Below are 12567 nucleotides of genomic sequence, written 5' to 3'. Positions count from 1 at the left end.
ACCGTTGCGCCGGGGGAAGATAAACATGGCCGTTACCACACAAGAGGCTGAGCACGTCAGCGCCGCCTCGCCGCAGGGAAAGGCCAGGAAGCCCCGCTTCCGCACCGATATACAGGCTATGCGTGCCCTCGCCGTGGTCCTGGTGGTGCTGAACCATCTCTGGCCGCTCCGTTTACCCGGAGGCTACGTGGGCGTGGACGTTTTCTTCGTCATCTCGGGCTTCCTGATCTCGTCCCACCTGATGCGTGAGATTGAGGCCACCGGACGGGTGCGGATTGGTGCTTTCTATTCCCGGCGTGCCCGGCGCCTTTTCCCGGCGGCTTTCGTGGTGCTGGCGGCCTCTATGCTGGTGGCGGTTGCCTTCCTGCCTCATCCACGCTGGATCCCAACGGCGCAGGAAGTCCTGGCAAGCGTCTTCTATGGCGAAAACTGGCTACTTGCGGCAAAGAGCGTGGACTACTCGGCGATGACCGAAGCAGCGTCGGCTGTGCAGCACTATTGGTCCCTTTCCGTCGAGGAACAGTTCTACCTCCTGTGGCCGCTGGCCCTCATCCTGCTCTCGCTGTTGGCCCGGAGAACGGGCAGCGCACTGCGCCCGGTCGTCCTGACCGGCGTCGTGTCCGTCGCTGTCCTGTCGCTCGCCTATAGCATCTACGTCACCGCAGCCGCCCCCGATCTGGCCTATTTCGCGACTCCCGCGCGGGTGTGGGAATTCGCTGTCGGCGCGTTGATCGGGCTCGCCGGCGTGCGGCTGAAATCGTTGGTGCTCCGCAACGTCCTGGCCGTGGCCGGCTTTGGCATGATTATCGCCAGCGCCCTCACCTTCGACGGGTTGACGCCGTTCCCGGGCTGGACGGCAATGGTACCGGTCGTGGGCAGCGCCGTGGTGATTCTATCCGGCACGGGGGAGGGGAGGCTGGTCCACGACCGGCTGACGGGACTGGCGCCGGTCCAGTTCATCGGGAAGATCTCCTATTCCCTCTACCTGTGGCACTGGCCGTTGATTGTCGCGGCGCCGTTCGTTTTTGGCGTCGTCCCCACTGCGCCTTACAAATTGGTCATTCTGGCGGTTTCAATCCTGCTGGCTTGGCTGACGAAAAGGTGGGTGGAGGATAGCTGGATCAAGAGCGGCGGCCGTCGTGTGGAGCGGCGGGGAAACGGTTTCAGGAAGCCTATCGCCGGCATGGCCGCGGTTGCTGTCGCGGCGGTGCTGCTTGGCGTTGCGGGCAACGCGAAGGAAAACCAGGCTGTTGAATTTGCAGTAGCAGGCGCGGATGGCCCCTGCTACGGGGCTGCCGCGGTGGGGAACCGGGACTGTGGCGATCCCTTTGCGATTCCGGTTGCCGTACCGGACATGGGCAACGACAACGTGTACACGGTTGTGCCTGATGAGTGTGGCGAGCCAGCGGACCACTTGCTCGACGGTGGAAGCCCGGCGACCTGCGATTTCTCTAACGGTAACCAGCACGCGGAGGTTGTCTGGCTGGTGGGGGATTCACACGCCCAACAATGGCAGATGGCCGTCCTGGCCTTGGGCCAGGAGCGCGGATGGATCGTGAAGCGGAGCTACCTCGGGGGCTGTCCCCTGACGGATGCCACCGTGGTCTCCTTCGCCGGCTCGAAGATCACGGGCGAAAAGTCCGAGCACTGCACACGGTGGACCCGGGCTGTCACCGGCGCCGTGGAGACTGATCGGCCGAGCAGAGTGTTCGTTAGCATGTTCGCTTCCCGCGAGGTGGTGGAGGATGGTTCCGACGACCCGCAGAACGTCCAATTCGCTAACGGACTCGTCCGCGATTGGCAGCGATGGATCGATGCCGGAATCACCGTCGTGCCGATTTACGATCCGCCACTGAACGGAGTCGGGCGCGCCGTTGAATGCCTGTCACTCAATGGGGAGACGCCGCTGTCGTGTGCCGTACCGAAAGACCAGGCGATCGAATCAAATCCGCTTGCGGACGCTGTGGAACGGATGGACCATGACCAGATCAAACCCGTAGACCTGACCGATTACTTCTGCGACGCCAGGAGTTGCTACAGCGCGGTGGGCGGCGTCTCTTTGTACTACGACGCCAACCACCTCAACGGCCAGTTGGTAAAACAGCTGGCCCCGCAGATCGCGTCAGCTATTGACTAAGAGCTGAGAACCGGTTGACGGGTCTACTTCGCGTCGGCGTAGGAATCGATGGTAACCGCCACCACCGGGAACTCCAACGGAATCCGCCCGAACAGCAGCCCGGTGGCGGCCGCAGCGGCCTCGGTGACCAGGGCACTGACTTCCTCGGCACGTGCTTGGGGCACATGCAGCATGACTTCGTCGTGCAGGAAAAACACCAGTTCCCCCGCCGGTGAAGCCACCGACGCCGCCCGCAGCCGCCGTCGTATTTCCGCCAGCCAGCACAGCGCCCATTCCGCTGCCGTCGACTGCACCACGAAGTTGCGGGTGAAGCGGCCCTGGGACCGGGCGAGGGAATCGGCGCGCCGCTGCTCTTCCGCGGAAGCGCTCTGCTGGGCGCGCAGCCAGCGTTCCGACACCGGCGGCGAGCTGCGGCCCAGATGGCTGCTGACGACCTTGCCGGATTCCCCGGCCCGGGCGCCGCGCTCCACCACATCGATGGCCTGCGGATAGGACCGGGTCAGCGCCGGCATCAGGCGCCCTGCCTCACCGGAAGTGGCACCGTACATCGCGCCTAGCATCGCCATCTTCGCCAGGGAGCGGTCGCCGTCGAAGTTCTGGTCGGCGATGCCCTGGTACAGGTCCTTCCCACGGGCCGCAGCCGCCAGCGCATTGTCCTGGCCCAGCGCGGCGAGGACCCGGGGTTCCAGCTGCGCGGCGTCGGCCACAATCAATTTGTGTCCGGGGTCGGGGCGCACCGCGTCGCGGACGTACTTGGGGATCTGCAGGGCACCGCCGCCGCGCGAGGCCCAGCGGCCGGAGACCACCCCGCCCACCACATACTCGGGCCGGAACCGGCCATCGGCCACCCAGGCGTCAAGCCAGGTCCAGCCGTTGGCGGTGAGCAGCCGGGAGAGCCGCTTGTATTCCAGCAGCGGGGCGATCGCCGGATGCTCGTGCTGCTGCAGCTCCCAGGACCGGGTGGTTTTCACTTCGATACCGGCCCGGTGCAGGGCGCGCAGCAGCTCCTGTGGGGAGTCGGGATTGAAACCGGGGTTGCCCAGTTTCTCCCGCAGCTCGGCGGCAAGCCGCTCCAGACGCAGCGGGCGCTGCCCCTCCGGCGGGCGCGGCCCCAGCTCGTGCGCGAGCATCGCCTCATGGACATCGCGCCGCCACGGCAGTCCTGCATGTTCCATCTCCACGGCGATCAGGCCGCCGGCCGATTCCGCAGCGAGCAACAGGGCCAACCGCTGCCTTGAGGCGGAGCCGGCCACGGCGGCCAGCTGGGCCGCCAGCTCGGTGACCTGGTCCTCCAAGGTTGGGCCGCGCCTGCGGGCCGGGTCGTCAAAGCCTTCCAGTTCCTCAAACAGCGAGGTCTGGTTCGGTGCCGGCTGGACGGGCAGCAACTGGCGGGGAAGCAGCTCCGCGTCGCCTGCGGGAGCCTCGGTCCGCAGCGCCTCGATATAAGGAGTCGGCGCCGCTGCCTCGGAGAACCGCAGGATGCCGCGGACAAGGGCCAGGTCATGGCTGCGCTCAACCCGCACGCCGGCGGCCAGCAGCTGCGGATAAACCTCCCGGGTGCTGCTGAAAACCCAGCGGATATTCTGCCGGCGGTCCTCGTAGTCGCCGACCACCGCGGCGAGCAGGGAGGGCACGACGACGGCGGGTGCCGCGGAGGGCGCTCCTGCGTCGTCGGTCACCTGCAGCAGCAGGGATCCGGCAGCGGGGCCCGGACCGGCCGGGGTGAGGACAACGTACATGCTCCTATTGTCCCTGCTGGCGGTACCGGCCAAGCGCAGGTGCCCCGTCCTGCTTCCTTCCTCCACAGCGCCGCCGCAGCAGGTGCGTGTCCCCATATCCGGCCGCGTACCCGCATCACGGTGCCCCGCAGACCAAGGATAAACACATGACAGAAGAGCAGCTGTGGGTGCCGGCGGCCCGGGGAAGCACACGAACCGGATTGCTGGATGGACCCCGTCCGCAGGAAGCCCGGCCGCCGGTGGTCTTGGCCACCTCTTCACAGCTGTTGCAGGACGAAGTTGCCCGGGTCGCCGCGGCTGCCGGCACGGATCTGGATGTCCACTCCGATCTCCAGTCGGCGTTGGGCCGTGATCCGGAAGTGCTGCTGCTGGGCAGCGATCTGGCGGGCGTCGGGCCGCCGGGCAGCTGGAGACAGGGAAGGGCGGGGGCGAACGGCCCGGAGACAATCCTGGTCGGGACCGAAGGCGATGCCGGGCTATGGCGGGACGCTGCCCGGTTGGATGTGGCCCGGGTGGCGGTCCTGCCCGCGGCGGCCGGTTGGCTGGCCGAGCATCTGGGCCGGCGGCCCCTGCCTGCAGGCTTCGTCCTGGGGATTCTCGGTGGCTGCGGTGGCGCGGGCGCGTCCACCCTGGCATGTTGGCTGGCAGATGCCGCGGCCGAGCAGGGGATGGACACCCTGCTCATGGACGGCGATCCGCTTGGGGGAGGACTGGACGCGAGTTTGGGCACCGCCGATATCCCGGGTGTCCGTTGGCCGGATCTGGTGGACGTCCGCGGATCGCTGAACCCGCTCCAGCTGGTCACCGCGCTGCCCCGGGCCGGATTCGCGCTGCTGTCCGGAGGGGCTGGTGACGGCGGGCCGGGCGGGGCGGAACCGGGGGAGGAGAGCACTGCAGCTGTCTTGGAGGCGGCCCGGGCGGGATTCGCCCTCACCGTTGTGGACTGCGCCAGGCATCGGCTCCACGGTCCCTTGATGTCCTCATGCGATGCCCTGCTTCTGGTGGTTCCGGGCCGGCTCCGGCCTCTGCTGGCGGCCCGGACCCTGAAGGAACACATGGGAAACGTGCCGGTGTCCGCTGTGATCCGGGGCCCGCTGGGGGACGGCCTGGACGAGACCCGTGCCGCGGCCGCCGTCGGGCTCTCCCTTGCCGGTTACCTGCCCGCCGTGCCCCACCTTGAACATGCGGAAGAGCGCGGGATGCTGCTGGAACGTGGCCGCCGGCGGCCGATCCGCCGTGTCACCGGGGCTCTGTTGGCCCAGGTGGTTCCCGGGCCGGCGGAGCAGGCCAATCGTGGAGGGAGACGGACATGACCGGAGTGCAGGGCCGGCGGGCAGCGCAATACCCGCCGCTGGACCAGGCGAAGGAACGTCCGGGGGACGCGCCAATGGTGCGCCAGGTGCGCCGCAAAATGCTCGACGACGGCAAACCCGTCACGGCCGCGCGGCTGGCTGCGGCAGTCCATTCCAGCGGCCGGCTGTTGGGAGCCGAAGGAGCGCTTCGCGCGGTAGACCGGGTCCAGGCGGAACTTCAGGGGCTGGGGCCGCTGCAGGAACTGGCGCTGCTGCCCGGCGTCAGTGACATCCTGGTCAACGGCCCGGATCGTGTGTGGGTGGACAGCGGCAACGGGCTGGAGCTGACCGGGCTGCGCTTCGGGTCCGACGGGGAGGTGCAGTCGCTCGCTGCACGGTTGATTGCGGCCGGGGGACGGCGGCTCGATGATTCCAGTCCCTGCGTGGACGTGCAGCTGCGCGGGTACCGCGTCCATGCCGTGCTGCGCCCGGTATCGACCGGTTCCACCCTGCTGTCCATCCGGATCCGCCGCACGTCTAGCTTCACCCTGGACGAGCTGCGGGCGGGTGGAACCGTGGACGCCGAAACGGCTGGCGTGCTGCGCCGCATCGTGGCGTCCCGGCTGAATTTCCTGATCAGCGGTGCCACCGGGACCGGTAAAACCACAATGCTGTCCACCCTGCTCTCCTTGAGCCATCCCCGCGAGCGGCTGGTACTGGTCGAAGACGCCGCCGAATTGGATCCCCGGCATCCGCACGTTGTGGGCCTGCAGAGCCGGCACGGAAACGTGGAGGGCGCGGGCACAGTGGATCAGGCCGAATTGGTCCGGCAGGCCCTGCGGATGAGGCCGGACCGGCTGATTGTAGGCGAGTGCCGTGGTGCGGAGGTCCGCGAGCTGCTCGCTGCCATGAACACCGGGCACGACGGCGCGGGCGGAACCATCCACTCCAACTCCGCGGCCAGCGTTCCGGCCAGGCTGGCTGCCCTCGGCGCTCTCGCAGGCATGAGCGCCGCCGCTGTGAACCTGCAGGCCGCCAGTGCCTTGAACGTCGTGGTGCATCTGGCCCGATCAGCGGCCGGACGCCGGGTCGCAGAAATCTCCGTTGTCACGGCCTCTCCCGACGGGCAGCTGCTGACCGTGCCTGCGCTGTTGCCGTTGCTTCCGGCGGAAGCCAACGGCCGTCATGGACCCGGGTGGCCCGCGTTGCTCCTGCAGCTGTCCAGCAGTCACGGTCAGGAGGTCGTGACTCCCGGGCTGGGCCCGGGGGACCCTTTCATTGCGGCAACAGGCGCCCTGCTGAAGACGGGAGCTCAGGGATCGGAGCGTCGATGACCGGGGTGTGGATCACGGTCCTGCTCGGGCTGTCAGCGGTGCTGCTGCTGCCCCGGTCCCGGCTTCCTGCGCCACGGCCCCTGGCTGCCGATGGCCGTGGCGGTGGAAGCCTGAGGTCGACGCGCAGGATGCTGCTGGCGCGGTTTCTTCCCAGCAGGCGGAGCGCCGTGGTGCAGGAGATCCCTTTGGTGATCCACCAGCTCACCGGGCTGTTGGCGGCGGGGCGGGCACCGCACCAGCTTTGGGCCGATGCCGCAGTCCTGCAGCTGGCCTCGCTGCAGTCTGCTTCGAGCGACGAGGACCCCGGCGGCACGCTGGCCGGGCAGCTGTTGCCGGTCTTGGAAGCCGCAGCCCAGGCGGCTTCACTCGGGCTGAGCCCGGTCCCGGTGTTCCTTGCGGCGGCCGGGAAAACCCGGCGAGGGCCCGGAAGCCGGTCCCCGAAGCTGAAGGACAGGCCCGGCCGCAGCCGGGCTCGGGGTACTGAGATTCCGGGTGGACTATGGGTGGAACTGGCCGCCTGCGTCAGAGTATCCGAACGCAGCGGGGCGCCCCTGGCCGGAGTCCTGGACAGATACGCCGGGCAGCTCGAGAGCTCGCTGGACCAGCAGGCGGCCCGCGACACGGCGCTCGCCGGGCCGCAGGCAACCGTCCGGCTGCTGACCTGGCTGCCGGTGGGCGGATTCGGTCTGGGTTACTTGCTCGGAGCCGACCCAGTGGGAGTTTTGCTCGGAAGCCCCATGGGATGGTTTGCTGCCGCAGCGGGAATCGCCCTGTCAGTGATCGGACGCTTGTGGTCCGCTGCCCTGGTCCGCCAGGCTGCGGGGTCCTGAATGGCCGGTGCCGTTATCTTCGGGCTCTTCGCCGCTGCCGCCATGCTCCTTCTGCAGCCCGGCAGACGCTCGCTGTCCGTGCTGGAACCCGAGTCGGGATCTGCCGCTGATCCAGATGCCGGCCCGGGGCCGGGTTCGAATCGGTCCGGCGCGATTGGCCGGACCGACGGGGTGGACGATCCTGCGTTGATGCTGGACCTTGTGGCCGCCATGCTGGACGCCGGGCAGCCGCTGCTGTCTGCACTTTCGGTGCTGGCGGACATCGCGGAACCGGGGACCGCAGGCTCCCTGCGCCGGGTCCGTGCAGCCCTGGAGCTGGGTGCTCCTTGGGTTGCGGCCTGGGAACTCGCCGTCCCCCATCCCGGGAATCCGGCCGCGCGTTCCCTGCTGCGATCTCCTGCCGCCGGCCCGGATCCGGCCGCCTGCCTGCGCGATGCGCTGACCTTTGTAGCCACCACCGGCGCGCCGTCGGCCGCCGTACTTATGGCCGAGGCTGCCCAGCTGCGTCGCCGGAGATCCAGGGAGGCCGAGCGCAGGGCCGCCGCCTTGGGCGTGCGGTTGGTGGTTCCGCTGGGGCTCTGCGCATTGCCCGCGTTTATAGTCCTGACGGTGGTGCCGCTGCTGCTCTCGCTGCTGCCGGCTTTCCCCTGAATCTGTTTGTCCCTCCACAGCCGACTCGGTGGCAGCCGCTGTCCAGAACGCCCGAAGGAACCCTGCTGGTGCACCGCCCGGCAGGACATGATCGGCTCACCGCTTCGAAAGCGGAGTCAGTAACTAAGGCGGAGTCAGTAAGTACAGCCAACAGCAGGAGGAACCATGTCGGTTTTGAGCAAATCAGTGAAGACCGCCCAGTGCGGTCGAAGTTTCACAGGCGTTCCGGAGTACGGCGTGAACCGGAGGCGTGAAGGGACAGCGACGTGTCAGTGCGGAGGGTCAGCCCTTCCGGCATCAGTGTTGCCGGCAGCAGCCAAGGGCAGCCAGCGCCTGCAAATCGTACGGGCCCTGACTCCGGCTCCCCGTTCAGCCCCGGCACCGGAGGGGGTGACGGTCCTCTATCCTGCGGCCGGCGAACCGCAGCGGCTCGGCCGGGCAGGGCAGCGCAGGGCCCGCATCCTGGATCGCGAGGCGGGAATGGCCACGGCGGAATATGCCATTGCCACCTTGGCGGCAGTGGCCTTCGCGGCGCTCCTGGTCGCGGTCCTGGGCAGCGGCGAAGTGCGGTCCCTGCTGATGGGCCTGATCCGCAACGCGCTGACGCTCGGATAGGAGCAGTGAGGCTGCGGATTGGAGCAGTGCTGCGGAAGGTGCGGCCGGATCAGGGGGCGGTGCAGCCGGATCAGGGGTCATGCGGGGCAGTGACAGCCGAACTGGCGGTAGGCCTGCCTGCGGTGGCGTTGCTGCTGGCCGCTGTGCTGACAGGTCTGGGGGCCGGGATGACCCAGCTTCGGGTGGAAGAGGCAGCACGGGCCGGAGCCCGCGAAGTCATGCGCGGCAGCACGGATGAAGCCGAAGCTGCCGCCCGGCGGGTGGCCGGAGCCAATGCACGGGTCACCGTTTCAATCGACGGGCAGTGGGTGCAGGTGGAGGTCGCGTCCTCGGTGGCGGCGCCTCTGTTGGAGAGGCTGCCGCTGGAACTGGTCGCTACCGCCTCGGCACTGCCCGAGTCCGTGCCGTGAGGGCTGGCCGGGTGGGAGAGAGATGAGGGGAGGATCCGGAATGTTGAAAGGAGGTGCTGAGGATGGTTCCGGCACCGTGCTGGTCCTGGGTGCGGGACTGGTCGTGCTGATCCTGTCCGGCGCGGTGCTGCTGATGCTGCAGGCTGGGGTGGCCGCGAACAGGGCGGCCACCGCAGCAGACCTCTCGGCCCTGGCTGCTGCTGACACCCTGCGCGGGCTGCGGCCGGGGGACCCGTGCACTGTCGCGGCGGAAGTTGCAGCGCGCAACGGCGCCGAACTGGCCGGTTGCACGGCAGAGCCCGGCGATCAGAGTGTGCAGGTGGCTACGGAAATGGCAGTGCCTCTGCTGCCGTTTCCGGCTACCGGCCAGGCCCGTGCCGGTCCGCCGCCCTGACTCGGGCTCAGGCCGGATTGGCCGATCGCCCGGCGGCCGCTCCAGCTCCAGCTTCAACGCCAGACCCCGCTCCCGCGGATGCCGGATCCGCGCCCGCACCCCGGGCGTTGTCCAGCAGTACCTGCAGCAGCGTCACCGCGCCGGCCTTGGACAGCGGATTGTTCTTGTTCCCGCACTTGGGCGACTGCACGCAGGACGGGCAGCCGCGCTCGCACTCGCAGGCGCGGATGGCGTCTCGGGTGGCGGTCAGCCACAGCTCGGCTGCTTCGTAGGCCCGCTCGGCGAAGCCGGCGCCGCCGGGGTGGCCGTCGTAAACAAAGATGGTGGGCTTCTCGGTGTCGGCATGCAGGGCGGTGGAGACACCGCCGATGTCCCACCGGTCGGAGGTAGCGATCAGGGGGAGCATACCGATGGAGGCGTGCTCGGCGGCATGCAGGGCGCCGGGGAAGTCCGCAGGGATCATCCCGGCGTCGGTGAGCAGGTGCTCGTCAATGACAAACCAGACGGCCTTGGTGAACAGCTCCTTGGCCTCCAGCTCCAGCGGCTCCTCGCCCAGGATCTCGTTGGAGATCAGGGCCTTGCGCTGGAAGGACACCACCTGGGTGGTGACCTTCACGGTGCCGAAGCAGACCCGGATTTCGCCCCACTGCGAGGTGCGTTCGGTCTCGATCACCTCGATCTGGGTGACGTCCCGGGCCTGTGTGTAGAACTCGGGGTTGCCGCGGGTGACCATGGCACAGTGATCCGCCTCGTTGAGTTCGTCCACCATGAAGGTCTGCCCCTGGTGCACATAGACCGCTCCGGTGTGGGCCTGGTACTGGCTCTGCGGGGAGTCCATGGTGCCCAGCAGCATGCCGGTGTCGGACTCCACGATATTGATCGGCCCGCCTCCGTCGGCGCGCAGGTTCACCATGGCCGCAGCGCTTTCGGAATGCGTCCAGAACCAGCCCGAGGGCCGTCGGCGCAGGTAGCCCTGTTCCACCAGCTGATCCAGCAGCCCGGCTGCGGTGGGGCCGAACAGCTCCCGCTCATCCGGGGTCAGCGGAATTTCCGCGGCGGCGGCGCAGAGGTGCGGACCCAGGACGTAGGGATTGGAGGGGTCGAAGACGGTCGCCTCCACGGAGATGTCAAAGATCGCCTCGGGATGGTGCACCAGATAGGTATCAAGGGGATCATCGCTGGCCACAAAGGCAGCCAATGCATCCTGCCCGGACCGGCCAGCCCGGCCGATCTGCTGGAACAGGGACGCGCGGGTCCCGGGCCAGCCGGCCACCAGGACGGCGTCGAGCCCGGAAATATCGATCCCCAGCTCCAGGGCCGAGGTGCTGGAAATCCCCAGCAGCTCCCCGCTGCGCAGCCGCCGTTCCAGCTCACGCCGTTCCTCGGGCAGATACCCGGACCGGTACGCCGCCACCCGGTCCGGCAGGGATGGATGCACCTCGTCCAACAGCCGCCGGGTAATGGTTGCGATGGTTTCCGCGCCGCGCCGGGACTTGATGAAGGCAATGGTGCGGACCTGCGCGGCCACGAGGTTCGCCAGCAGGTCAGCGGTTTCGGCGATCACCGTCCGGCGGGACCGCACACCGTTCTCGCCCTTTAGATCGGTCAGCTGCGGTTCCCACAGTGCCACCGTGGTCGCGCCGTGCGGGGAGGCGTCGCGGGTCACCGCGGTCACCTCGTCGCCGATCAGCCGGCCGAAGGAGGAAGCGGGATCGGCGGAGGTCGCCGACGCACCGATGAAGACCGGATTGGCGCCGTAGTAGCGGCAGATCCGCCGGAGCCGGCGCATCAGGTTGGCCACGTTGGAGCCGAACACTCCGCGGTAGCTGTGCGCTTCGTCGATGATGACGTACTTGAGCCGGCGGAAGAACCGGGCCCACCAGGCATGGTTGGGCAGCACGCCGAAGTGCAGCATGTCAGGGTTGGCCAGCACCAGGTTGGCATGGTCCCGGATCCAGCGGCGGGCGCCGGTGTCGGTGTCGCCGTCGTACGTTTCCGCGCGGACGGTGGGCAGCGCCAGCGCGTTCACGGCGGAAAGCTGGTCGGCGGCAAGTGCCTTGGTGGGGGCCAGATACAGGGCCACCGATCCGGTGGGCTCCAGGGTCACCCGGTCATCGAGGGCGGTGCGGTGGATCTCGTCCAGCACCGGCAGCAGATACGCCAGGGATTTACCGGAGGCGGTGCCGGTGGAAATGATCGTGTGCTGCCCGGCATGCGCGGAGTGTGCCGCTTCGATCTGGTGCCGCCACGGCTCGTGGACGCCCACCCGGGAGTACGCCTCGACAACGTCGGGATGCGCCCACTCCGGCCAGGGGACCGGAACGGCCTTCCGGGCCGGGATTTCATGCACATGGACCAGCTGTTCCGGGTCGGCACCGGAGCCGAGCAGGGGAATCAGGGAATCATGTAGGGCCACGCTGCCATTCTCCCACCGGGGTTCGAAGCAGCGGCAGCGGACACGGGGCGCTCCGCCGCAGGCTGAACTGGCGCAGTGAATTGCCCGGAAACACCTACAACCGGGGTTCGAACATCACCACGCTGGCCAGGTTCTCCCAGCCCAGATACCGGTACAGTTCCAACCCCTCAGGGGTGGTCACCAGCAGGCCGGCATCGACGTCGTGCTCCATCGCCACCGCGGTGAGCGCGCGCATCACGTAGCTGCCCAGCCCGAGACGGCGGAACCGGGGTTCGGTAATGATCCGGTCGTACACCGCGTGGCCCTCCACCATCGACACGCTGCCGCTCGCGGCAGGCTCGCCGTCGGCAGTGACGGTGACCAGCCCCACCGTGTTCCCGCGCACGGTCTCGGATTCGAAACCGTCCAGGGGAAGGAAAGGGTCCTCGATGTCCTGGCCCGCCATGTCCATGGCCATGAACACCTCGTCGGCCGAGCGGACGTTCAACCCGTGCACCAGAGCTGCTCCGTGAATCTCATTCACGCTGCTGGTGACAATGGTGAACAGCCGCTCCGGGCTCATCCGCGCAGAGGATGCAAGGGCCGCGAACTCGTCGTGGGAGGGCTCCAACGCGAAGTACTCCCAGTCATTGGTTTTGTCATGCAGGAAGGCAGACAGGAAGCGTCCTTCGCGGCGGGTCTGGTAGCCGCGGGCCTGCGCCCAGCCGGTCACCCAGGTTTCGACCAAAGCATCGTCGAGCACTCTCATG

Annotated in this window: 11 protein-coding genes; 8 read left to right on the top strand and 3 right to left on the bottom strand. The window is 68.2% G+C overall.

Annotated elements, in window-relative coordinates; translation table 11 throughout:
- Nucleotides 1–25: 25 nt before the first annotated feature.
- Nucleotides 26–2137, top strand: coding sequence for an acyltransferase family protein (locus KKR91_RS14825; RefSeq protein ID WP_210227660.1), 2112 nt, complete (start codon nt 26–28; stop codon nt 2135–2137).
- A gap of 23 nt (nt 2138–2160) precedes the next feature.
- Here KKR91_RS14825 and KKR91_RS14820 read toward each other — a convergent pair whose 3' ends face one another.
- Complete coding sequence (locus tag KKR91_RS14820; RefSeq protein ID WP_210227661.1) at nt 2161–3876, bottom strand: bifunctional 3'-5' exonuclease/DNA polymerase; 1716 nt, start codon at nt 3874–3876, stop codon at nt 2161–2163.
- Nucleotides 3877–4022: 146 nt separating this feature from the next.
- Between KKR91_RS14820 and ssd the strand changes: the two genes are divergently transcribed.
- The 7 genes from ssd to KKR91_RS14785 all read left to right on the top strand — a co-directional run bounded on the left by ssd (nt 4023) and on the right by KKR91_RS14785 (nt 9402).
- The gene (gene ssd / locus KKR91_RS14815; protein ID WP_210227662.1) at nt 4023–5189 is read left to right on the top strand and encodes a septum site-determining protein Ssd; all 1167 of its coding nucleotides are present in this window, start codon (nt 4023–4025) and stop codon (nt 5187–5189) included.
- The gene (locus KKR91_RS14810) at nt 5186–6502 is read left to right on the top strand and encodes a TadA family conjugal transfer-associated ATPase (protein WP_420481403.1); all 1317 of its coding nucleotides are present in this window, start codon (nt 5186–5188) and stop codon (nt 6500–6502) included. Before ssd ends, KKR91_RS14810 begins: the two co-directional genes overlap by 4 nt.
- Nucleotides 6499–7332 carry a type II secretion system F family protein gene (locus tag KKR91_RS14805; protein ID WP_237687398.1) on the top strand — a complete coding sequence of 278 codons (834 nt, stop codon included), beginning with the start codon at nt 6499–6501 and terminating at the stop codon, nt 7330–7332. Before KKR91_RS14810 ends, KKR91_RS14805 begins: the two co-directional genes overlap by 4 nt.
- Nucleotides 7333–7983: a type II secretion system F family protein gene (locus KKR91_RS14800; protein ID WP_210227664.1), complete on the top strand. Its 651-nt coding sequence runs from the start codon at nt 7333–7335 to the stop codon at nt 7981–7983.
- Between the two features lie 390 nt (nt 7984–8373).
- Nucleotides 8374–8598 carry a DUF4244 domain-containing protein gene (locus KKR91_RS17060; protein WP_237687397.1) on the top strand — a complete coding sequence of 75 codons (225 nt, stop codon included), beginning with the start codon at nt 8374–8376 and terminating at the stop codon, nt 8596–8598.
- 5 nt (nt 8599–8603) lie between these two features.
- Nucleotides 8604–9008, top strand: coding sequence for a TadE family type IV pilus minor pilin (locus KKR91_RS14790; protein WP_237687396.1), 405 nt, complete (start codon nt 8604–8606; stop codon nt 9006–9008).
- A 40-nt stretch (nt 9009–9048) separates the two neighbouring features.
- Entirely contained in the window at nt 9049–9402 is a 354-nt protein-coding gene (locus KKR91_RS14785; protein WP_210227668.1) for an Rv3654c family TadE-like protein, read from the top strand.
- 7 nt (nt 9403–9409) lie between these two features.
- Here KKR91_RS14785 and KKR91_RS14780 read toward each other — a convergent pair whose 3' ends face one another.
- Nucleotides 9410–11818, bottom strand: coding sequence for a DEAD/DEAH box helicase (locus KKR91_RS14780; RefSeq protein ID WP_210227670.1), 2409 nt, complete (start codon nt 11816–11818; stop codon nt 9410–9412).
- A gap of 94 nt (nt 11819–11912) precedes the next feature.
- Nucleotides 11913–12566, bottom strand: coding sequence for a GNAT family N-acetyltransferase (locus tag KKR91_RS14775; protein WP_210227672.1), 654 nt, complete (start codon nt 12564–12566; stop codon nt 11913–11915).
- Nucleotide 12567: the final 1 nt, after the last annotated feature.

The sequence above is a fragment of the Arthrobacter jiangjiafuii genome (assembly GCF_018622995.1).
Classification (GTDB): Bacteria; Actinomycetota; Actinomycetes; order Actinomycetales; family Micrococcaceae; genus Arthrobacter_B; species Arthrobacter_B jiangjiafuii.
The sequence above is the reverse complement of the archived record's forward strand: the minus strand, read 5'-3'. Positions and strand labels throughout refer to the sequence as shown.